This is a genomic window from Flavobacterium sp. UBA7663 (assembly GCF_002483315.1).
Classification (GTDB): domain Bacteria; phylum Bacteroidota; class Bacteroidia; order Flavobacteriales; family Flavobacteriaceae; genus Flavobacterium.
In genome coordinates, this window is sequence record NZ_DLHR01000020.1 from 226,064 (window position 1) to 248,050 (window position 21,987).

At 30.8% G+C, this 21,987-nt stretch carries 21 protein-coding genes; 12 read left to right on the forward strand and 9 right to left on the reverse strand.

The window, feature by feature from the left end; translation table 11 throughout:
• The first annotated feature begins 37 nt into the window (after nucleotides 1–37).
• From B2741_RS10180 to B2741_RS10190, 3 genes are all read left to right on the forward strand, one after another.
• On the forward strand, nucleotides 38–412 hold the full coding sequence (locus B2741_RS10180; RefSeq protein ID WP_291138479.1) for a hypothetical protein: 375 nt from the start codon (nucleotides 38–40) through the stop codon (nucleotides 410–412).
• 114 nt (nucleotides 413–526) lie between these two features.
• Nucleotides 527–1,372 carry a hypothetical protein gene (locus tag B2741_RS10185; protein ID WP_291138481.1) on the forward strand — a complete coding sequence of 282 codons (846 nt, stop codon included), beginning with the start codon at nucleotides 527–529 and terminating at the stop codon, nucleotides 1,370–1,372.
• A 63-nt stretch (nucleotides 1,373–1,435) separates the two neighbouring features.
• Complete coding sequence (locus B2741_RS10190; RefSeq protein ID WP_291138484.1) at nucleotides 1,436–3,421, forward strand: TonB-dependent receptor plug domain-containing protein; 1,986 nt, start codon at nucleotides 1,436–1,438, stop codon at nucleotides 3,419–3,421.
• A 35-nt stretch (nucleotides 3,422–3,456) separates the two neighbouring features.
• Here the strand turns inward: B2741_RS10190 and B2741_RS10195 are convergent, their stop codons facing one another.
• The 9 genes from B2741_RS10195 to B2741_RS10235 all read right to left on the reverse strand — a co-directional run bounded on the left by B2741_RS10195 (nucleotide 3,457) and on the right by B2741_RS10235 (nucleotide 11,654).
• Nucleotides 3,457–3,894, reverse strand: a complete 438-nt coding sequence (locus B2741_RS10195) for an RrF2 family transcriptional regulator (RefSeq protein WP_291138487.1) — start codon at nucleotides 3,892–3,894, stop codon at nucleotides 3,457–3,459.
• A 95-nt stretch (nucleotides 3,895–3,989) separates the two neighbouring features.
• A complete protein-coding gene (locus tag B2741_RS10200) occupies nucleotides 3,990–5,315 on the reverse strand; it encodes a cbb3-type cytochrome c oxidase subunit I (protein ID WP_291138490.1) in 1,326 nt (441 codons plus the stop codon).
• The gene (locus B2741_RS10205) at nucleotides 5,312–5,743 is read right to left on the reverse strand and encodes a c-type cytochrome (RefSeq protein WP_291138493.1); all 432 of its coding nucleotides are present in this window, start codon (nucleotides 5,741–5,743) and stop codon (nucleotides 5,312–5,314) included. Before B2741_RS10205 ends, B2741_RS10200 begins: the two co-directional genes overlap by 4 nt.
• Entirely contained in the window at nucleotides 5,743–7,266 is a 1,524-nt protein-coding gene (gene nadB / locus B2741_RS10210) for an L-aspartate oxidase (RefSeq protein ID WP_291138496.1), read from the reverse strand. The genes B2741_RS10205 and nadB overlap by 1 nt, the downstream gene beginning before the upstream one ends.
• Before the next feature lie 6 nt (nucleotides 7,267–7,272).
• Nucleotides 7,273–8,208 (reverse strand): quinolinate synthase NadA, encoded by a 936-nt coding sequence (gene nadA / locus B2741_RS10215; protein WP_291138499.1) that lies wholly within the window; start codon nucleotides 8,206–8,208, stop codon nucleotides 7,273–7,275.
• A gap of 36 nt (nucleotides 8,209–8,244) precedes the next feature.
• Nucleotides 8,245–8,679 carry an RrF2 family transcriptional regulator gene (locus B2741_RS10220; protein ID WP_166236733.1) on the reverse strand — a complete coding sequence of 145 codons (435 nt, stop codon included), beginning with the start codon at nucleotides 8,677–8,679 and terminating at the stop codon, nucleotides 8,245–8,247.
• Between the two features lie 33 nt (nucleotides 8,680–8,712).
• Nucleotides 8,713–9,435, reverse strand: a complete 723-nt coding sequence (locus B2741_RS10225; protein ID WP_291138504.1) for an anaerobic ribonucleoside-triphosphate reductase activating protein — start codon at nucleotides 9,433–9,435, stop codon at nucleotides 8,713–8,715.
• Entirely contained in the window at nucleotides 9,392–9,556 is a 165-nt protein-coding gene (nrdD, locus tag B2741_RS10230; protein ID WP_291138507.1) for an anaerobic ribonucleoside-triphosphate reductase, read from the reverse strand. Before nrdD ends, B2741_RS10225 begins: the two co-directional genes overlap by 44 nt.
• The gene (locus tag B2741_RS10235) at nucleotides 9,537–11,654 is read right to left on the reverse strand and encodes a ribonucleoside triphosphate reductase (protein WP_291138510.1); all 2,118 of its coding nucleotides are present in this window, start codon (nucleotides 11,652–11,654) and stop codon (nucleotides 9,537–9,539) included. The genes nrdD and B2741_RS10235 overlap by 20 nt, the downstream gene beginning before the upstream one ends.
• A gap of 418 nt (nucleotides 11,655–12,072) precedes the next feature.
• On the opposite strand from B2741_RS10235, the gene B2741_RS10240 reads away from it, so the two are divergent.
• From B2741_RS10240 to B2741_RS10280, 9 genes are all read left to right on the forward strand, one after another.
• Complete coding sequence (locus B2741_RS10240) at nucleotides 12,073–15,855, forward strand: hypothetical protein (RefSeq protein ID WP_291138513.1); 3,783 nt, start codon at nucleotides 12,073–12,075, stop codon at nucleotides 15,853–15,855.
• Between the two features lie 392 nt (nucleotides 15,856–16,247).
• A complete protein-coding gene (locus tag B2741_RS10245) occupies nucleotides 16,248–16,829 on the forward strand; it encodes a Crp/Fnr family transcriptional regulator (protein WP_291138516.1) in 582 nt (193 codons plus the stop codon).
• Nucleotides 16,830–16,919: 90 nt separating this feature from the next.
• The gene (locus B2741_RS10250; protein WP_291138519.1) at nucleotides 16,920–17,810 is read left to right on the forward strand and encodes an MBL fold metallo-hydrolase; all 891 of its coding nucleotides are present in this window, start codon (nucleotides 16,920–16,922) and stop codon (nucleotides 17,808–17,810) included.
• A gap of 65 nt (nucleotides 17,811–17,875) precedes the next feature.
• Nucleotides 17,876–18,265, forward strand: coding sequence for a nuclear transport factor 2 family protein (locus B2741_RS10255; RefSeq protein WP_291138522.1), 390 nt, complete (start codon nucleotides 17,876–17,878; stop codon nucleotides 18,263–18,265).
• A gap of 47 nt (nucleotides 18,266–18,312) precedes the next feature.
• The gene (locus B2741_RS10260; RefSeq protein ID WP_291138525.1) at nucleotides 18,313–18,894 is read left to right on the forward strand and encodes a Crp/Fnr family transcriptional regulator; all 582 of its coding nucleotides are present in this window, start codon (nucleotides 18,313–18,315) and stop codon (nucleotides 18,892–18,894) included.
• A 144-nt stretch (nucleotides 18,895–19,038) separates the two neighbouring features.
• Complete coding sequence (locus tag B2741_RS10265) at nucleotides 19,039–19,470, forward strand: nuclear transport factor 2 family protein (RefSeq protein WP_291138528.1); 432 nt, start codon at nucleotides 19,039–19,041, stop codon at nucleotides 19,468–19,470.
• A 123-nt stretch (nucleotides 19,471–19,593) separates the two neighbouring features.
• Nucleotides 19,594–20,595, forward strand: coding sequence for a zinc-dependent alcohol dehydrogenase family protein (locus tag B2741_RS10270; RefSeq protein WP_291138531.1), 1,002 nt, complete (start codon nucleotides 19,594–19,596; stop codon nucleotides 20,593–20,595).
• A gap of 143 nt (nucleotides 20,596–20,738) precedes the next feature.
• Complete coding sequence (locus B2741_RS10275; RefSeq protein WP_291138534.1) at nucleotides 20,739–21,128, forward strand: DoxX family protein; 390 nt, start codon at nucleotides 20,739–20,741, stop codon at nucleotides 21,126–21,128.
• On the forward strand, nucleotides 21,100–21,987 hold the full coding sequence (locus B2741_RS10280; protein ID WP_291138537.1) for a pirin family protein: 888 nt from the start codon (nucleotides 21,100–21,102) through the stop codon (nucleotides 21,985–21,987). Before B2741_RS10275 ends, B2741_RS10280 begins: the two co-directional genes overlap by 29 nt.

Sequence of the window (21,987 nt, forward strand, 5' to 3'; positions counted from 1 at the left end):
ATATTAAACCCTTATTTATTTCATTTAAATTTGTACCATGAAGCAATTACTAGTCATACTAACCTTTTTAATGTTTTTAAAGCCAATACTTCCGGTTTTAGAATACGTGGTTAATTATGATTATATTGTTAATGAACTTTGTGAAAATAAATTGAAACCTGAACTAAAATGTAATGGGAAGTGTCATTTAACAAAAGAATTAGCAAAAGCTTCAGAAGGTAATTCTGATAATTCTTCTGATAAAAAAATAACTTTCGAGCAAACTGAAATTGTATTTTTTCTAGAAATTAAACCTATTGAGATTAGACAAATTTATTTTTTAAATAAAACTTCTATTGGTAACAATTATTCTAACTTATACTTTCACTTGAATGATTGTGCCTTCTTTCATCCGCCTACATTTATTTCTTAATTAAATATTGGTTTTTGTTAGTTCTTACAATGAATTAACCCACTCAACTTATGTCATAATTTGTCTGAAAATAGATTTCGGATACAATTATAATACACTTTAATTAAAAATAAAATGAAAACTTCAATAAAATATTTAGTAGCTATTTTTGCTATCGCCTTCACTTTTGTGTCTTGTTCAAATGATGATGAAACTACAGTAAATGAATTAGACGGAATCACTAAAATAAAAGAAATTACAAACGATATTCATACGATTGAATTGTATTCTCAAATGGGAAGTTTAGAGCAAGGATACAATGAAATTAGCCTAAGAATTAAAGACAATACAACAGATAAATACATCAAAAATGCAGAGGTAAGTTGGGCACCATTAATGCACATGACTTCTATGTCGCATTCATGCCCATATTCAGCAGTAGAAAAAGTAACCGAAAAAGGTACTTTATATAGTGGTTATATTATGTTTCAAATGGCTCAAAATGAAACAGAATATTGGGATTTAAAAATTGATTACACAATTGATGAAGTAACTTACACTATAACTGAAGTTATTGATGTACCAGCTTCTGCAAAACGTAAAGTAAATACATTTATGGGTTCGGATGGTACAAAATACTTAGTAGCTTTAATTGAACCGAATACCCCAAAAGTTGCAATTAATAACATGCAAGTTGGTGTTTGGAAAATGCAAAATATGATGACTTTCCCAGTTGTGGATGGTTATACTGTAAAAATCGACCCAAGAATGCCCAGTATGGGAAATCATACTTCTCCAAATAACGTTCATGCTACACAAGCTACTACTGGTGGATTATACGATGGAAAATTATCGTTGACTATGACGGGGTATTGGAAAATAAACCTACAATTAGCAAATGCAGAAGGAACTGTTTTAAAAGGAGAAGAAATAACAGAAACCGTTACTGCTAGTAGTATTTTCTTTGAAATTGAATTCTAATAATCTCATCTAAAAAAGGTCATTATCTCTTTTAGTAATGACCTTTTTTAAAAAATACTTATCATGAAAAAATTAGTAGTATTTTTTCTGTCATTTTCCTTTTATTTTTCATTCAGTCAGGAATTAGATTCTCTAAAAACCAAAGAACTTAAAGAAGTTTTGGTGGTGGGAACAAAAGCACCATTGCATGAAAAACAAGGAAAAACACTCGCTACTTTAGACGAATTTTTGCAAAAATCAACCAAAGTAGATTTAATTAAAAGAGGTGCTTATGCCTGGGAACCTATTATTAATGGTATGGCATCCGAACGCACTATTATAACTATTGACGGAATGCGAATCTTTGGCGCCTGTACTGATAAAATGGACCCAGTAACTTCGTATGTTGAAGTATCTAATTTATCAGAAGCTACGATTTCATCAGGACAACAAGGAAGTTGTCATGGAAATACGATTGGTGGTTCAATAGATTTAAAAAGAAGCCAACGCCAATTTACCAATGCAGGTTGGGAATTCTTCGTCAACTCAGGTTATGAAACGAATAACCATCAAAAAATCATTGGTTCAGCAATCAATTATGCCGATAGTTTGTTTTATGTAGATACTGATGTAATGTATCGCGATGCCGAAAATTATAAAGCAGGAAATGATAAAGAAATTCATTTTTCACAGTTCAGAAAATTGAATTTATCGGCCACTTCTGGTTATCGATTGTCTCCTAATAAAAACATTGAAGCTTCAGTAATTTTTGATAGAGCTACCGATGTTGGTTATCCTGCATTACCAATGGATGTTTCTTTGGCGGAAGCTTTAATTACTTCGTTGAAATACAATTATAAACCTAATTCAGAGCAAATCGATAATTGGGAAACCAAACTCTATTTCAATACAATTACGCACACCATGGACGACACCAAACGTCCTGATGTCCATATTCACATGGACATGCCAGGTTGGAGTGATACCTATGGTTTTTATTCAAAAATCAATGGAAAATATAAAAAACATCAATTTTTAGGCAATTTGAATTCGTTTTATAATCGTTCCGTTGCCGAAATGACGATGTATCCATCCGATCCAAACGAAAACTTGATGTTCATGTACACTTGGCCTGATGTTCGCACGTTGTATTCTGGAATTTATTTGGAAGATAATTACGAAATCAATTGCCATTCTAATTTGAAATTAACTACGAATTTGGGATTTCATAATAACAATGTAGCAAGTGATTTTGGCTTACAAAGTTTACAGATTTTCTATCCTGAAATGGAAGCTTCAAATTCTCGATTCCTAAAAAGTATTTCGACTAATTATTTCTATAACAAAGACGGGATTTCGTATGGATTTGGAATGGGGTATGGCGAACGCGCTCCATCGGTTTCGGAAGGTTATGGGTTTTATCTGTTCAATAGTTTTGACGGATTTGATTATATTGGGAATCCAAATTTAAAAAATGAAAAATCGTTAGAAGGAAATGCGACTATTGGCTACAAAAAAGCACAATGGCAAACTAAAATTTCGGCTTCCTATTTTCATATTTACGATTATATCATCGGAATTCCGGATGCTTCGGTAGCGCCTATGACTATTGGCGCCAATGGAATTAAAGTATATACCGCTTTAGATTTTGCTACTATTTTTTCTTCCGATTTTACAGTTAGTTATCAATTTTCAGATGATTGGATTTGGAAAGGACAATTGGTGTATAACTTAGGAAAGGACAATGAAAGCAAAGGATTGCCTTTTATGAGTCCGTTTAACTACATGACTTCTTTAGGATTTAGACCAGGAAAATTTACCTCTGAAATAATTTTAAAAGGGAATGCCACACAAACCGAATACAATACTTTTTATGGAGAAGACAAAACGCCTGATTATGTGATATTAAACACTAACTTTGGTTACAAATTTACTTTTGATAAAGCTAAATTAGTACTCAACACGGGTGTTGAAAACGTTTTCGATTCCAATTATACTACCTACACCGATTGGAAAAATCTTCCAAGAATGGGACGAAATATCTTTATAAATTTGATGTTTCAGTTTTAAAATTTACTGCTTTTTAGAAGAATTGGTTTTACAAATCACAACGACTTTAAGAAAGTTTCCCCTGATTTGATGCCTAAAGCTAATTCTTCTAAATTAGTGGTTTCTAACATGTGAGCCAGTTCATTTCTTATACTTTTAAATTTATCATGTACTGGACAAGGATGCGTTTCTGAACATTGTGATAAACCTAATCCACAACCATGAAAAACTGCATCACCATCAATTGCGTTAACAATTTCAACTAAAAAAGTTGTAGCAATCCGTTTTTTTGGAATATAAAATCCGCCATTAACACCTTTAACAGAATCAATGACTCCAGCTCTAACCAATATTTGTAGAATTTTGGCCGTAAAAGCTTGTGGTGAATCAATTTCTTTTGAAATATCTACAAAACCTACTTTTTTTTCTTCTAAAGAATGTTTGGCAATAAATATGGTAGCTCTTATAGCATAATTACATGATTTTGAAAACATAATCGGTTGTTAATTATAAAATTAAGTGCCAAATATACAATGTAATTAGTATTAATAGGATGATTTTTATCATCACTTTTTCAATTAAACATTCTTTAATAAGGAAAATCGAATTTGTTTTTTTTCCAAGATTTGACAAACAAATACACGATAAAAGTTCCCATACTTAAAAATAAAATAGTTCCAAATATAATAAATAGTAAAACCCAATTTTCACTAGAACTACTCATTTTACTAAAGCTTTCCGAAGTTAATCCTGCTTGCCAAATCGCACGATGAATTCCCATCCCAATCAATGAACTCAGAAAAAGGAAGAGTGTACCTTGTACTACCCAAAAGGTAATGGTACCAAATTGTTTCCATTTACTGTTATTAAAAGTAGGTTTTATGAAATAAAAGGCAGCAGCAATGATAATCATGGTGTTAATTCCAATGGTGGTTCCCATCGCATGAGCCACTGTAATGTGTGTTCCGTGTGTGAACAAGTTAATCGCGGGAATTGACATAAATAGCGCAAGTGATAAGTTTATGGTTACCCAATAATCAGCAGCCATTAAAAATCGGTAAGGAAAGAAATAATAAAACTGCTTGTTTTCCTTTATTTGTTTGCTCCATTTATAAAAAATTCGAATCAAGATAATCCATTCAGTCATACTCACGGCATAGGCAATGTAATGAATGAATTTTTCGGTTGGAAGCAAGTAAATATGATGTCCCCAATTGAACATCAAATTAAACATTCCTAAAAAATACATCGCAAATGATAGTTTTTGGTAGGACGATTTTTCGTCGCCACTAATTTTTTCCATCAAGTAAAATGCAACACCATAAATGATTTGATTTATAGCACCTACTAGCGAACCATTTACTTTCCACTGAATGGTCATATCGGCAATAAAATGCTCTCTGAAATAAGGAAAAATCCACAAATAATTTTCAATGAAAGTAAAAATGAAGAATACCAATCCGGTTAGCCACATCCAATAATATACAGGCCATTTTACTTTAAATCCAATTTGATGAATATAGAAAATCAAGAAGACAATGAAAGAGATAAAAATAGGCAAAGCCCACACTGGATTGAATTCCCAATATTCTCTTCCTCCAAAATCACCTGTAAAGTAACTGTAGAAAATCCCAGTTAAAGCAATTATCCAAAGCGTAAAATGAAGGTATTGTAGAAAGGTACCAAACTGTGAAGTTCTTTTTTTCTGAATGATTAAAGTTAAAAAACCTAAGCCCGCTGTTATGATGCCCAAATAGGCGCTACTCACATGAAGTGGTCGAAGCGACAAAAATCCCATTACACCCGATTTTGGTTCGGTTATTCTGTAGCTTTCAGAAGCTAAATGTCCAAAAAAAAGTCCTGCTAACAATAATAACAAGGCGATTCTGATGAGCCAAATTCCAATATTTCTCATTTCTTTTCTAAGCTAAAAGTTCCTAGTATTTCAGGCTGATAATCTTGTGGATTAGATGTTCCCGATTGATCTACATTTTTTAAAAATTGCAAAAGCGCGTTCATTTCCTCTTCCGATATTTCAAAGGCAGGCATTTGTTTTACACCTGATTTTATTATGCCTTTTATATACGCTTCATTGTTGGCAGTTCTAGAATACACATTGGTTAAATCAGGACCCAAATAACCGCCTAAACCATACAATTGATGACACGTATGACAGTTGTATTTCTGCCAAACCAATCGTCCTTCGCCTACTATTTGAAGTTCTTTTTCAGAATATTTAGTTGGACTAAAAAGGGGAATAGCATAAATCCAAATGCTAAATCCAATGAAACAAAGGAAAAGAACGAAAAAAATGCGTCTCGGATGGGCAAAAAGGTTCAGCATTATGAAGTAGTTTTTTCTTTTTTGACAGATTTTACTCGATATCTTTTGGGTAAACTATCTTTTAAAATAATTTCAGCCGTTTGAATTAAATTGTACGTTTCACATAAAAATGGATGCGAATCGTATTTTTTAAATTTCATTTTGAATCGTTTGCTCATTTCAGTTACCATTTCAAATACTTTTTCAGTGTTTTTGGTATTGGCATATAACGAATCGTATTTCATGAAATGTTGCAGTTGGTTTTTAAATTGCAAAACTTCGTCATGATGAATGTTTTTATAACGAATAGGGATAATTTCAACCTTATTCATTTTAATAGTATCCATTAGAGAAATCAAATGATTAGCCGAATCATGCGCATAAACAATCGCTTCCAATAGTGAATTAGAAGCCAATCGGTTCGAGCCATGAAGTCCCGTGTGCGAACATTCTCCGATGGCGAACAATTGTTTGATAGAAGTAGCTCCCATTTCATTCACCACAATTCCGCCACATTGATAATGCGCTGCAGGAGTTATCGGAATTAAATCTTTGGAAACATCAATTCCGTTTTCAAAGCAATAGTTGTAAACCTTTGGAAATTTTGTTTTAAACGTTTCTAACGGTAAATGTCTTACGTCGAGCCAAACGTGTTTAGAATGTTCTTTCTTCATTTCGTCAGAAATGGCTTTCGAAACAATATCTCGAGTTGCTAATTCACCATCAGGATGATATTCGAAAACAAAACGCTCCATTTTATGATTTAAAATATGAGCTCCAAATCCTCGAATCGCTTCGGTAATTAAGAACGCCTGACTTTTATTAGGTTCGTAAAGTGCTGTGGGATGAAATTGAATATGTTTCATTTTTTCCAATTTAGCGCCCGCTCGATATGCCATCGCCACACCATCTCCAGTAGAAACAAACGGATTAGAAGTAACGCTAAACACTTGTCCCGATCCACCAGTTGCTAAAACAGTTGCTTTTGCTACGATGGAAGTCACTTCACTTTTTTCATCAAATCCAATGATTCCGATGCATTTTTGATCATCTAGCAAAACATCTGTGGCAAAAAAAGAAGTTCTTATGGTAACATTCGCCAAATTTTGAACGACTTGAATCAACTTGGTTTCAATTTCTAATCCTGTTTTGTCTTTGTGATGTACAATACGATTTTGAGAATGGCCGCCTTCTAATCCTAAATCCAATTCGCCTGAATTATTCTTATCTAATTCCACGCCCCATTGAATCAATTCTTGCAATCGGGCAGGAGCTTCTGTAATCACATGTTCGACTACTTTTTTATCGCAAATGCCTTTTCCTGCAAGTAAGGTGTCTTGAATATGTTGTTGGTAACTGTCTTTGATAAAGTCGTGTACTACGGCAATTCCGCCTTGAGCGTAATAGGTATTGCACTCGTCAATGGAAGTTTTGCTAAGTAAGGTGATTTGTAGGTTTGGATTTTGTTCACTGAGATATTTCGCTAGAGATAATCCTGCTAATCCTGTGCCTACTATTAATATATCTGTTTCTAAATTTTGCATGATGTTTTAGTTTAGCGCTAACATTCTTTGAATAGGAAGTAAAGCTTTTTCGATGATTTCGTTATCCAAATGTACTTCTGGACTTTCATCTTGTAAACATTGATAGAGTTTTTCTAAGGTGTTGACTTTCATAAACGCACACTCACTGCACGCACACGTATTGTCTTCTTTTGAAGGCGCTGGAATTAATGTTTTGGTTGGATTATCCAATTGCATTTGGTGTAAAATTCCCGCTTCTGTGGCTACGATAAAAGTGTCATTCGAACTAGTTTTTACATGATTCAGCATTCCCGAAGTGGAACCAATGTAGTGTGCTACTTTTAAAATATGCGTTTCCGATTCAGGATGAGCAATGATGGTAGCGGTTGGATGTTTTTTATATAAGTCGATTAATTTTTCTAAGGAAAACGCTTCGTGAACAATGCAAGAGCCTTCCCATAAAACCATATCTCTTCCAGTTTGTGCGATTAAATATTTGCCTAAATTTTTATCGGGAGCAAACACAATGGGTTGGTCTTCTGGAATGGAAGCAATCACTTTTTTAGCATTGGAAGAAGTACAAACTATATCGGTTAAAGTTTTCACTTCGGCTGTGCAATTGATGTATGTTACAACGGTATGATTTGGATATTTTTCTAAAAAGGCTTTGAATTCATCGTGTGTACATCCATCGGCAAGTGAACATCCTGCTTTTACATCAGGAACGATTACTTTTTTATTAGGATTGACAATTTTAGCTGTTTCTGCCATGAAATAAACACCTGCAAAAACAATAATATCAGCATCAACTTGAGATGCTTTTCTTGATAATTCCAGACTATCACCTACAATATCCGCTATTTCTTGAATAGCTTCTTCTTGATAATAATGGGCGAGAATAACTGCATTTTTTTCTTTCTTTAGAGCAAGAATCTTTTCTTTTAAATCCGTAATCGTTTTCATTAAAGGATGTTTTTATCTTCTATATAAGTAAATTTTTTAAAGCTTAAGAAAAGTCTCTCCAGTATTGAATTCACTAATTAAATCAAGAAGGGAAGTCTCTCTAAGAGTTTTCTTCAAATTTTCACGTAATGGCTTATATTTATGATGAAATGGACAAGGTTGTTTGTCTGAACAATCGTGAAGTCCTAAACTGCATCGGTCAAATAAGTCATTTCCGTCTATAGCTTTTACCAGCTGGTCTAATTTTATTTGTTTCAATTGTGCTTTTTCAATTTCAAAACCACCTCCATTTCCTTTGATAGAATTTATGATGTTCGCTTTTACCAAACGCTGTAATATTTTAGCAGTGAAAGGTTCTGGTGATTCAATTTTTCTGGCAATATCTCGAATACCACAACGTTTACCAGCAGACGATTCTGAGGCAATGTAAATGGTAGCTCGTATAGCATATTCACAGGTTTTTGAAAACATATTTAAAATTTACACAAAGTTAGGGATTTTAAATCATCGAAATATGATTTTAGTCATATTCTGATGAATATCCTTTTCCGAAATAGATTGCGAATCGGCGAGTGGAGCAATGGTGTTTTGATAATTTCTAAAGTTTTGAATGTAATAGGTTTTATCGTAGTCTAATTCCAATAAAACATTTTGCATTGCAGCAATATCATCAGAATTTAATAGAGAAGAATGATAAGTAGTGCGAATTTCAAACGGAATAGAACTATTCTGAAGTAATTCAAAGCAAGAAATGAATTGTGAATAAAAATCCGATTTTGTAATAGCAAAAAATTTCTCTTTGGTGCCTTTAAAATCCAAAGCTACATAATCAATAAGCTGTTCTTTAATTAGTTTTTCAAGTACTTTAGGCTGACTTCCATTGGTATCCACTTTAATTAAAAAACCTAAACTTTTGACTAATTTGATAAATGGAATAATGTCTTTGTGAATCAAACATTCGCCACCACTAAGCACAACAGCATCTAACAGATTTCTTCTGGTTTTTAAAAACGAAAAGATTTCAGAAAAGTAAAACAAGCCTTTCCCGAAAACTATTTCTGGATTATAACAATAATCACATTTCATATTACACCCTGCAAACCATAAGATACAAGCCGATTTATCAGGATAATCTAATAGGGTGAAGGGTGTAAAACTATGAATGGCTTTTTTGTTTAGAAAATCAAGATTTACATTCTCTAAAATGGGTACGTTGTTTGTGTTCACCTTTTTTTCCAATATTAAAACTTTCTACGGGTCTGTGATAGCCCATTACTCGTGTGTAAACCAAACATTTGGTTCTCTTTTCGTTGTGTTGAAGCAAGGCTTCAGTCGTTTTTGTTTGCATAAGATGTTGTTTTTAAGGTTGCTAATAATTCTTCATCGCATTTAGGACAATATTCGTGTTCGCCATTCAAATAACCATGTTTAGGACAAACGCTAAAAACAGGAGTCACCGTGATGTAAGGCAATTTGAAATTGGTAATTACTTTTTTAACAAAATTGCGACACGCTTCTACCGAACTCAATTTTTCATTCATATACAAGTGTAAGACCGTTCCGCCAGTGTACTGACATTGTAAATTGTCTTGTAATAATAAAGCTTCAAACGGATCTTCGGTGTAATCTACAGGGAGTTGCGAACTATTTGTATAGTAAATATTTTCGCCTTCTCCCGCTTGAATAATATCGTAATAGCGTTTTTTATCTTCTTTGGCAAAACGATATGTAGTGCCTTCTGCTGGAGTCGCTTCTAAGTTGTATAAATTACCTGTTTCTTCTTGATAGGCTCTCATTTTGGTTCGGATTTGTTCTAAAATTTCGGTTGCGAATACCATTCCGTAATCGGAAACAATGTCTTCTTTTCCATCGGTGAAGTTTTGAATCATTTCATTAATACCGTTTACGCCAATTGTGGAGAAGTGATTTCTGAAATGTGGCAAATAACGTTTAGTATATGGAAACAATCCTCTGTCATACATTTCCTGAATAAAAACACGTTTTTTCTCTAATGTAGCTTTCGAAATTTCTAACAAACGATCTAAATCGGAATATAATTTGGCTTTATTGCCTTTGTTCAAATAACCTAATCTTGCCATGTTGATTGTCACGACACCAATACTTCCCGTCATTTCAGCACTCCCGAATAAACCGTTACCTCTTTTTAATAATTCACGTAAATCGAGTTGTAAACGACAGCACATGCTTCTTACGGCATTCGGTTTATAGGCATTTGGATTTTCAACTTTATTTCCGTTTTCATCATAGGTATATTGACTTCCGATAAAATTCTGGAAATAAGACGAACCGATTTTAGCTGTATTTTCGAAAAGAATATCTGTGTTTTCTCCGTACCAATCAAATTCTTCGGTAATATTAACCGTTGGAATAGGGAAGGTGAAGGGTTGTCCATGCGCATCGCCTTCAGTCATAACGGTATAATACGCTTTATTGATGAGATTCATTTCTTTTTGAAAATGTTCGTAACGCATTTCAATTACATCTGAAACGCCTCTTTCTTGTGCTCTTTGTATAAAGTCATCATTGTTAATTCCCTTGAATAGATGTTGTTCGTTTCGTGTTGGAATTTGCTCTTTTAAATCGTCTGGAACTACCCAATCCAAAGTAATATTCGTAAACGGCGATTGTCCCCATCGTGCTGGAACATTCAAATTGTAAACGAAACTTCGAATCGCTTTTAAAACATCTTCATACGCTAAATTATCTTTGAAAACATAAGGAGCCAAATAGGTATCAAAAGAACTAAAAGCCTGAGCACCTGCCCATTCGCTTTGTAAAATTCCTAAAAAATTGGCCATTTGCCCTAATGCTTCTCTGAAATGATTAGGTGGTCTGCTTTCCACTCTTCCACGAACACCGTTAAAACCTTCATTTAATAAAACACGTAAACTCCAACCCGCACAATAACCGGTTAAGCAATCTAAGTCGTGAATGTGAATATCGCCATTTCGATGTGCGTAGCCTTCTTCTTTAGAATAGACTTTGTCTAACCAATAATTTGCAATTATCTTTCCTGCGACATTATTCACTAAACCTGCGTTGGAATACGAAGTATTAGCGTTGGCATTGATGCGCCAATCGGTTTGGTTAGTGTATTCTTCTATGGTTTGGGTACTGTCAACATAAGTGGTGTCATCATTCAAGCCTAATACGTGTTCGCGTTGAAGTTTTCGAGTATGACGGAACAACATAAAAGAACGCATTACTTCATAATGTCCATATTCGTAAAGTGTTTTTTCAATTTTATCTTGAATGTCTTCTACTGCCCAAGTGTCTTGATGAGACAACAATTGGAACACCGTTTCAATAACTTTTAGGTTTAAAGTTTCGCTTACACTGGCAAAAGCTTTTGTAATGGCTTCTTCTATTTTGAAAGGTTCAAAGGGTAAATACGTGCCATTTCGTTTGATTACAAATTTGTCCATATTGCAGAATTTTATTGTGGTATGGAGCAAATTTAGATATTAAAAAGACTTTTTAGTCTTGTTTGAATAAATAGTAATCAACAATTTAATTGTAATTATTGTTAATAAGTTATTTTGCAAATAATTATTTTTAATCAACTCATAATTGTAATCGAATATATTTTGCTATTTAAAAAAAAGATGAAGTAAATTGATTTTATAAATGATCAAAATATAGACAGTTTAGTTATTGGTTGTCTGTTGATTTGGCTCAATAATTAATTTTTGAAAATATTTATTTTTATTAATATGGTTTACGGTTTTCCGTAAAATTTATTGAAACCCATTATTTACTTTAGCTCCCAAAGGTACCCCCGTAAAAATACCTGGTTTGAAAATCAGGTATTTTTACGGGTTGTATGGGTGTTTTATTTTAGTTATGTTTGGAGAATTAACAATTGTAAAGACAAATAAAGTGATTAAAGTTAAAATTAAAAACCATATTTTTTCTTGGGATAAAATAAAATTGAGTAAAGATGGAAAAAGTGAATCTCCTATATCTTCACTTGCGCCAAAAATTTTAACTAAAAAAGAAGATTTAGATAAGGTTCAACCTTATTTAGACAAGCTTAATGAAACTATAGATTCAAAAGGGATTAATAACATTGCTTTAACGGGTGAATATGGTTCCGGAAAAAGTACAATTCTAGCTACATTTAAAAAATTAAACCCACAATATGAGTTCTTAAATATTTCTTTAGCATCATTTAATAAGAAAAAAACGGATGATACATTAACAGCAGTAGAATTAAAGTTGCAAAAAGAAGAATTAGAAAGATTATTAGAGGTTAGTATTTTACAACAAATATTTTATCATGTTAAACCAGATGAAATTCCTGAATCTCGTTTTAAAAGAATTATCAATATTCCTGATTGGAAGATATGGTGTATTTCAATCGGTTTTATTCTGTGGGTTTCAAGTTCAGTTTTATTATTAAAATACGATTATTTAGATAAAATTAATCCGAATAGCTGGGATAGCAAGGATAGTTTCGATTTTTTTGCACTATTAATATTTACAATAGCATTTAGTGGATTAGGTTTATTTTCAAAGTTGATTATCAAATTATTCAGTAACTCAAAAATTAATAAAGTAAACATTAAGGGAGAATTAGAGTTAGGAGATAATGCAAATAAATCCGTATTTAATGAACATTTAGAAGAAATATTGTACTTCTTTGAACGAACAAAATATAATGTTATAATAATAGAAGATTTAGATAGATTTGATAGTACTGATATCTTTACAAAACTTAGAGAAATAAATATTCTTTTAAATAATTCAAAACTCATAAACAGAGAAATTAATTTTGTTTATGCGGTTGGAGACGATTTATTTGATGATAAAAAAGAGAGAGTAAAATTCTTTGAATACATTATACCTGTTATTCCTTTTATTAATTCTTCTAATGCAGATGATCAACTAAAAACATTAATTAGAAACTCTGGTTTAGATGAAAGTATTTTTACTAAAGAATTTATTTCTGATGTAACGATTTTTATCGATGATATAGATATGCGATTGTTAACAAATATCTTTCATGAATTTGTAATTTATAGAAAAGCATTAAAACCTGAGTTTATTAAGAAAAATGATGAGTTATTTGCAATGATAACTTATAAAAACATAGATCCTAAAGATTTTAATAAGCTTAATAAGAGAGAGGGCAATTTATACGAATTAGTTAATAATAAAAAAGAATATGTTAAAGAATTTATTGAAAAGATAGATGTTGAAATATTGCTTAAAAATTCTTTAATAACCGAAATTGAAAAACACACAATATCTGATATTGAAGAATTAAGAGGTATTTATGTTAATAAAGTTTTGGCTAAGCTTCCATCTGAAGCAGTGATTAATAAGGATGTATTAATTGAACTTATAAGTGAAGAGGGGTTTAAAGCTATAATTAATGGTAATTTAGATTATGAACAATTTTCTTTTCACCGTTCTTATAATATGTATGTTAAATCTAATAATAACTTTTCTTTTAATTTTAATAAAATCGAAAATGAAGTTAATCCTAATTATTCATATTTAAAAAGATCTGAATTAATAAGATTTAAAAATAATAATAAGATCAATTTATTAAAGAGCGAAATTGAAGAATTGCAATCAAATAAATCTGAAATTGAAAATTGGGAATTAAAAAGAGTATTTTGTGAAATTGATATTGATCAATTCTTAAACGACTTTTCAAATAATGGTTTGTTAAGGAATTTTATTTTAAATGGCTACATCAATGAAAATTATAATGATTACATTTCATTATTTCATGAAGTATCTATAACAAAGGAAGATTATAATTTTGAGAGAAATATTAAAGGAGGATATTCAACAGATTTTAATTATAGATTAAGCGATAAAATTGAAAATTTAGTAGAAAGAATTAATAAAATCTATTTTGAAAGAGAAGTAATATTAAATTTTGATTTATTAGATTACCTTGGAAATAACTATAATAAACATGCCGAACAATATGATTCCACTATTCGATTATTAAGTAATGAAAAAGAAAAATCAATACAGTTTATAGATGAATATATTAAAAATGAAGAGAGACCTCTTTCTGTTTTTATTACTAAATTATCTAATAATTGGATAAGGTTTTGGGAATATTGTTATTCTAACTACAGTTATGAAAAACAATTAATCTATTTAAGATTAATAATTGATTATTGTACAGTTGATTCAATATTAGCTAATCAAAATAAAGAAAAAATAAAAGAAGCATTTGAAACTAACATTGACTTTATCAAAATAATTCTAAAAGGAGATGGTAAGGATTATGATATAACCTTAAAAAATAAGCTTCAAGACTTGATTACTAAGTTAGATGTTAAATTTGATAGCTTAGAGTTTAATAATGATAATTTATATAAATTGAATGAATTCATTTATCAAAATGGACATTATAAAATAAATAGTAAAAACATTATTCTAATTCTTAAATCATTTGGACAAAATATAAATTTTGATGATTTTGAAACATCAAATTATTATGAGATTATGAGTTCAAATTGTCAACCTTTAATTGACTATATTAATTCAGAAATTAATCTATATGTCAATGAGGTATATTTAAAGTTAGAGGATAATGTTAAAGAAAACGAAGAAGCATTAATTGATCTGTTAAATGATGAAAAATTAGATATTGAACTAAAAACAAAAATCATTGAAAAAGTAGAAACAAAAATTTCAGTGATGCAAAAAATAGACGATTCAGATATTTATACTCTATTATTAGTAAATAATAAAATAGTTCCCAGATGGGATAATTTATTATATGAGTATAATAATAGATATATCGAAAATGAGGAAACTGATAATGAAGAAAATTTGGATCAAGAAATTTCTGATTCAATAATTGAATTTATAAATGAAATTGAGAATGCTAAAGAATTATCAATGGAAAGGATTCCAAAAGAAGTTAACAGTGTTAACATCTATGGAAAATTTTGGAGAAAACTCATTCAAGTTAATGAAATTAATGATGAGAATTATAGTTTGATTACAAAATCAAGTCCTTGGTGGTATGATAGTCTCGAATTTGAAAATTTATCTGAAAACAAGATTAAATCGCTAATAGATAATAATTGTATTAATCCCACAGATAAAAGTTTTAATGTATTAAAAGAAAATTTCAAAGGATTAAATATTTATTTACTCGAGTCTAGGAAAAAAGAATATTTTAAAATTTTAGATCAACTAACTTTTGATAGTTATGATGTTGAATCGATTTTAAAATCAAAAATTATTACAAACTCAGAAAAACTAATAATATTAGGGAGATGTTCAGAGGGAATTATAATCCAAAATAATAATATATTAAAACAATTAAGTTTATTAATTTCAAATGATAATTCGTTTGTTGTAAATGATACAATTTTGAATTCAATTCTTAACAATAGTTTAGTTTCCGTTAACGAGCGTATCTTGATTTTTAATAAAAATTATCAAAAATATAGTCTCTCATTTATTGAATCATTTCTATTGAGTCTTGGGGGTAATTACAGTCAAATTACAAACAAAAAAATTAAAGCAAAAATTGAAAAGAATACTTTAAATTATAATTTATTAAGCATCTTACAGAAAAAAGGTTATATATCTTCTTTCTCAGATTTTGTTGTTTATTATAGAATAAATCATAAAAAGAATTAAATTTTCATTACGATACTAAATTATGATTTATCCATACTATAAATACTGATTGCATGAAATCAATTTTTTCATCAACATTTGGCTTGTAGTATTGATTAAAAACTTCAAGATATTGAATTTACAATGACATTGATATAACAAAATCTTATAATTAAACGGTAACAAAAACGGCAACTAAAATAAAAAACCCTGTAAATTCAATACTTTACAGGGTTTTTTGTGGAGCAAAGCGGAGGTGCTTCGAACTTTTTTAAAGATGATTTGAAGTTATTGTTCCAAAATTTAGTTTTATGATAAATCATATCGTAATAAAAAGAGAAACTTAAATCCAGAAAAAAAAATTTCAACTAACTATCAAATATGATTATATTTATGTTCAATAATTTAAAGCCTTGATTAAACTTCTCAAAAATAATATTACAGCACACATATCACTTTCCGAAAATGAAGTGGAAGCATTTTGTAATTTATTCGAGCAAATGTTAATACCTAAAAAGAGTTTTTTATTAAAAGAAGGTGAAGTCTGTAAGTTTGAAGGTTTTGTTACTAAAGGTCTTTTTCGAGTTTTTCATATTGATAAAAATGGTAATGAGCAAATACTCTATTTTGCTATGGAAAATTGGTGGATCACTGATATTGATAGTTTCACAAATGAAAAACCATCACAACTTTTTATTGAAGCTCTGGAAGATAGTGAGGTGTTCGTAATTTCCAAAACAGATAAAGAATTTGCTTACACCAATCTACCAAAAATTGAAAAATTATTCAGAGTAATGACTCAAAAAACACATGTAGCGCTTCAACGAAGAATGATAAATAATCTGAGTAAAACAGCGGAAGATAGATATTTAGAATTTGCACAAAGATATCCACAATTAATACAACGTCTTTCTAATATACAAGTAGCTGCTTATTTAGGAATAACTAATGTTTTTTTAAGTAATATTCGAAAGAAAATTGCTTTAAAAAAATAAAAAATTACATTTTGATTTATTAAACTAGTTTAATGTTTTGAGATAGCATTAGGTTTCATCTTTGTAATATTAATTTAAATATTAAAGAACATGAAACAAAGTATCACAAAACTAGTATTAACAATTTTAATTTTATTCAATATGGAATCACAAGCACAAAGTTTCAAGACTATTGAAGCTAACAATTTAAAAATTCAAGTTTATAACGCTTCAGAAAATAGTTTTGGAGTAGCATCGGTAATCGTATCTGGAAAAACAGATGCGATTTTAATTGATGCACAATTTACTTTGGCTGATGCCGAAAAAGTAGCACAGGAAATTAAAACAAGTGGGAAAAAATTAACCACTATTTATGTATCTCACGGTGATCCTGATTTTTATTTCGGATTGGAAGTTTTTAAAAAATATTTTCCTGAAGTTATCGCTTTTTCCTCTCCTGCAACAGTAGAACATATCAAGGCTACAGCTCAAAAGAAATTAGAAGTCTGGGGAGAAAGATTAGGTAAAAATATTACATCAAACGTAATTTTACCCCAAGTTTTAAAAGGAAACACTATTGAATTGGAAGGTCATAAATTAGAAATTATTGGTTTAGAAGAGTTTCCAACAAAGACTTTTGTTTGGATTCCTTCAATTAGAACAGTAGTTGGTGGAATAAATGTTTTTGGTACAACATTTAACCTTTGGATGGCAGATGCGCAAACGCCAGAAGCTCGAAAAAGTTGGGTTTCTGTTTTAGATACAATTACAGCATTGAATCCTGAAATTGTAATTCCAGCCCACGCAAATACTAATTCTCCATTCGATATTTCGGCTGTAAAGCATACAAAAACGTATATTCAATTTTACGAAGAAGCCTTGAAAATAAGCAAAAAATCAGAAGATTTAATAAAAGCTATTAAAGTAAAATATCCAACATTAACTTTTGAAATTGCATTACAAATTGGAGCAAAAGTAACTACAGGTGAAATGAAATGGTAAAATCAATTATTTACAACTTGATAATGTTTTTTGTGTTGTCAAGTTGTTCAATCAATAATAGTGAAATGACAAATCTTGAAATTATAAAGAGTACTTACGAAGGTAAAACTTCGGAAGAAAATGGTAAAAACTTAGCAAAATATGTTGCTGATGATATTAGTTGGACTGAAGCTAAAGGTTTTCCTTATGCAGGAACTTATATAGGATTAGACAATGTAATCAAAAATGTTTTTAGTAGATTGGGCAGTGAATGGATAGATTATAAATTTACTCCAGAGGATTATGTGGCAAGTGATAACAAAGTTGTTGCATACGGAACTTATTTAGGAACCTACAAGCTTACAGGTAAAGTATTTTCAGCAAGAGTAGCTCACCTCTGGAAATTGAGAGATGGAAAAATTATAAGCTTTGAACAGTTTGTGGATAGTCAAACTGTTAATAATGCGATTAAATAAAATCATTTTTTATACCTTGCATTGTTTTTAATAAAATTAGTAAACTAATGCACGAAAAATTAATAGCCTATATAAACCAACATACATCTTCACCTCTTTCTAAAGAAGAAGAAGATTTAGTTATTGCCACTTTTCAACCTAAAAAGCTTAGAAAAAAGCAATATTTTTTACAAGAAGGTGATGTTTGTAAGTTCGCTGGATTTATTGTTAAGGGTGCAATGCGTCAATATAGTGTTGACGATAAAGGCGCTGAACATATAGTACATCTTTATATCGAAAACTATTGGGCAAATGACCGTGAAAGTTCCACTATGCTTACTCCATCCAAATATAATATTGATGCTTGGGAAGATACAGATTTATTAATTATTACAAGGGCAGAAATGTTAGATTTAATGGAAAAGATACCTGCTTTAGTTCAAATGATTCGTTCAATGGATGAGAGAAATGCAATAGCAAATCAAAGAAGATTAAATGCAACTTTGAGTACAACTGCAGAGAAGCGTTATGATGAATTTGCTAAAAATCATCCACAATTTATTCAACGATTTCCACAACATCTAATAGCGTCATTTTTAGGAATAACTAAAGAAACCCTAAGTAGAATAAGGAAACAATCATTAAAATAATATAAAGTTTTTATCCATTTATAAAAAACCGTTGATAAATATCAACGGTTTTTTTTATCAAATCTCATTGTTATAGAATTACTTTCTAATGCAACTTTGCCTTATCAAATTAGAAAATAAAATAACATTAAAATTGAAACAAAAATGGAAAATTTAAAAAACACACCAGCAACCCAATTATTACAAAATAGTTTAGATACTTTTCTTGCTAAAGATATGATAGCTTGGTCTGAGCTTTGTGCGGAAGATGTAGTTGCAGAATTCCCTTTTGCCCCAGAAGGCGCTCAATCACGATTTGAAGGTCGTGATGCACTATATGCTTATTTAAAAGATTACCCAAGTTACATTGATGTAAAATCTCTTCCTACTTTAAAAATTTACCCTACAAATGATGAAAATGTAGCTATTGCAGAGTGGAGTGCATCAGGTGTTGTAATTGGTAATGGTAATCCTTATGAAATGAGTTATGCAACTTTCGTAACTTTTAGAGATGGACTTATTGTAAACTATCGTGAATACTGGAACCCACAAGCATTTATGAAAGCAATGAGTGGTGGAAGTTTTGCTGCTGAATAACTCAATCTAATTAAAACCGTTGATAAATGTCAACGGTTTTTTTTATCAAATCTCATTGTTGTGAGGCTTACTTGTATCGCAAATTTGCCTATCAAATTAAATTTAATCAAATAAAAAAATCAAATGAATACAAAATTATCAAAAACAGTTGTTTTTCACGAGGCAGGTGCTCCTGAAGTATTAAAAGTAGAACAAATAGAAGTAGCTTTTCCAGCTGCTCAAGAAGTAAGAATACAAGTTGAATCAATTGGAATTAATAGAGCAGATGCTATGTACCGTCAAGGAATGTATATTGAAAATCCTATTTTTCCAGCACAAATAGGTTATGAAGCGGCTGGAATTATAGAGGCAGTTGGTGATGACGTTAAGCACTTAGCAGTTGGTGATGTCGTAAATGTTATTCCAGGTTTTTCATTACACAATTATGCTTCTTATGGTGAATATATTAATATGCCAGCCTATGCCGTTCACAAATATCCTTCTAATCTGACTTTTGATGAAGCTGCTTCTGTTTGGACAAGTTATTTAACAATGTATGGAATGGTAGTACATTCAGGTCAATTAAAGGCAGGTCAATTTGCTTTAATTAATGCTGCTTCAAGCAGTGCGGGTTTGGCAGCTATTCAAATGACAAACTATGTTGGTGGAATTGCTATTGCACTAACTACTTCACCTAAGAAAAAGGAAGCTTTACTGAAAGCTGGGGCAGCTCATGTAATTGTAACATCGGAACAAGATATTGCAACTGAAGTTTTAAAGATTACTGATAATGTAGGCGCACATTTAATTTTAGATCCTGTTGTGGGAGCTAAATTCAGCAATCTATTAAGTTCTGTAGCCGAAAACGGAAAAGTATTTGTTTATGGTGCCTTAAGTCATGAACCAGCAAGTTTTCCAGCATTTGATGTTTTAATGAAAACACCAACCATTAGAGGGTATTCTGCCATTGAGGTAATGGGAAATATGGAAGTTTTGATGCAAGCCATCACTTTTATTGATAAAGGATTATTAGAAGAAAAATTAAAACCAGTTATCGATAAAACTTTTAACATTAATGACATCATTGCTTCTCATAATTATCTAGAATCTAACCAACAATTTGGAAAAATTGTAGTAAAAATATAGTTGTCGTAAAACCTAATAAAACTAAAAACCGTTGACATTTATCAACGGTTTTTTTTATCATATCTCATCGCTTTCAGGTTTGTTTTAGATGCAACTTTACATCATAGAAATTAAAAAAAATAACATTTAAAAATTAAAAAAAAATGAAAACAAACAAAATTATTTATTGGACAACAACTGGAATTATTAGTGCTATGATGCTTTTTAGTGCATTTGGTTATTTTACTAATCCTGATATGAAAGCGGCATTCGTGCATTTAGGATTTCCAGATTATTTCAGAATTGAATTAGGCGTATTGAAAGTCTTAGGTGCTTTAGCTTTATTACTTCCAATGGTTTCAAATAAGATAAAATCATTTGCTTATTTCGGATTTGCTATAACTTTCCTTTCTGCATTTATTGCACATATTTCAGTTGGTGATGCTATGTCTGTTGCTATTCCACCAATTGTATTTTTAGTGATTTTGGTTGTATCCTATTATTTCCAGAACAAATTAAATAATAATGAAGCAAGTAATGAAAAAGCAAACTAGTTTTTCAACAAAAGGATACAGAGCCGATTTAGGACCTTTGACAATTAATCGATTATTGCCTAATCGTTATGCTGATAAAGTTGGACCTTTTGTTTTTCTTGATTATGTAGCTCCTGCAATTAAAAAGACAATTACTAAAAATGGGATGGGAGCACATCCGCATAGGGGAATTGCAACATTAACTTATATTCTCCAAGGTGAAGTAGAACATTTTGATAGTGCTGGTCATACAGGCGAAATACATTCTGGTGGTGCACAATGGATGAAAGCTGGTAATGGAATTATCCACGATGAGAATTTTAATTATGATTCTCTTACTGATAGTAAATACGTTCATGGTTTTCAATTTTGGATTAATCTTCCTGCAAAAATAAAAGCAGAAAGCCCAGCTCATATTGCTATCCAAGCAGAGGAAATACCTATGAAGAAACTGTCAAACAATAGCGGTTGGATTAAAGTGATTGTAGGTAATTATGAAGGATTGAATTCTAAAATTCCAAATTATTCCGAACAGTTTCTATATCATATTCAATTGGAAGCAGGTAAAGAATTTTCGATTAACATGGTTGAAAAAACGGAAGTCGCAGCTTTTTTACCTACTAAAAATGCTCTTCTTAATGATGAAGAATTTCAAGCAGGAGAGTTTATCGAATTTGGAAGAAATGCAGGCGAAATAGAAATTAAAAACACGTCTAATACTGCGATTGAGGTGTTATTATTTGGAGGAGAAGAATACACTGAACCAATAGTAGCTGAAGGACCATTTGTAATGAATACGTTAGGTGAAATTGCGGAGGCATACCGAGATTTTTACGCAGGAAAATATGGAGAAATCAAATTAATTAAAAAAAGTGCTTAA

Bases quoted from the DNA above. Each gene is read 5' to 3' on its own strand.
- B2741_RS10260 (WP_291138525.1), top strand. From the start codon at position 18,313: ATGCACGAAAAATTAATAGCCTATATAAACCAACATACATCTTCACCT.
- B2741_RS10200 (WP_291138490.1), bottom strand. From the start codon at position 5,315: ATGAGAAATATTGGAATTTGGCTCATCAGAATCGCCTTGTTATTATTG.
- B2741_RS10255 (WP_291138522.1), top strand. From the start codon at position 17,876: ATGACAAATCTTGAAATTATAAAGAGTACTTACGAAGGTAAAACTTCG.
- B2741_RS10190 (WP_291138484.1), top strand. From the start codon at position 1,436: ATGAAAAAATTAGTAGTATTTTTTCTGTCATTTTCCTTTTATTTTTCA.
- nrdD (WP_291138507.1), bottom strand. From the start codon at position 9,556: ATGCAAACAAAAACGACTGAAGCCTTGCTTCAACACAACGAAAAGAGA.
- B2741_RS10280 (WP_291138537.1), top strand. From the start codon at position 21,100: ATGAAGCAAGTAATGAAAAAGCAAACTAGTTTTTCAACAAAAGGATAC.
- B2741_RS10205 (WP_291138493.1), bottom strand. From the start codon at position 5,743: ATGCTGAACCTTTTTGCCCATCCGAGACGCATTTTTTTCGTTCTTTTC.
- B2741_RS10220 (WP_166236733.1), bottom strand. From the start codon at position 8,679: ATGTTTTCAAAAACCTGTGAATATGCTATACGAGCTACCATTTACATT.
- B2741_RS10275 (WP_291138534.1), top strand. From the start codon at position 20,739: ATGAAAACAAACAAAATTATTTATTGGACAACAACTGGAATTATTAGT.
- B2741_RS10235 (WP_291138510.1), bottom strand. From the start codon at position 11,654: ATGGACAAATTTGTAATCAAACGAAATGGCACGTATTTACCCTTTGAA.
- B2741_RS10250 (WP_291138519.1), top strand. From the start codon at position 16,920: ATGAAACAAAGTATCACAAAACTAGTATTAACAATTTTAATTTTATTC.
- B2741_RS10265 (WP_291138528.1), top strand. From the start codon at position 19,039: ATGGAAAATTTAAAAAACACACCAGCAACCCAATTATTACAAAATAGT.
- B2741_RS10240 (WP_291138513.1), top strand. From the start codon at position 12,073: ATGTTTGGAGAATTAACAATTGTAAAGACAAATAAAGTGATTAAAGTT.
- B2741_RS10180 (WP_291138479.1), top strand. From the start codon at position 38: ATGAAGCAATTACTAGTCATACTAACCTTTTTAATGTTTTTAAAGCCA.
- B2741_RS10270 (WP_291138531.1), top strand. From the start codon at position 19,594: ATGAATACAAAATTATCAAAAACAGTTGTTTTTCACGAGGCAGGTGCT.
- B2741_RS10195 (WP_291138487.1), bottom strand. From the start codon at position 3,894: ATGTTTTCAAAATCATGTAATTATGCTATAAGAGCTACCATATTTATT.
- B2741_RS10185 (WP_291138481.1), top strand. From the start codon at position 527: ATGAAAACTTCAATAAAATATTTAGTAGCTATTTTTGCTATCGCCTTC.
- nadA (WP_291138499.1), bottom strand. From the start codon at position 8,208: ATGAAAACGATTACGGATTTAAAAGAAAAGATTCTTGCTCTAAAGAAA.
- nadB (WP_291138496.1), bottom strand. From the start codon at position 7,266: ATGCAAAATTTAGAAACAGATATATTAATAGTAGGCACAGGATTAGCA.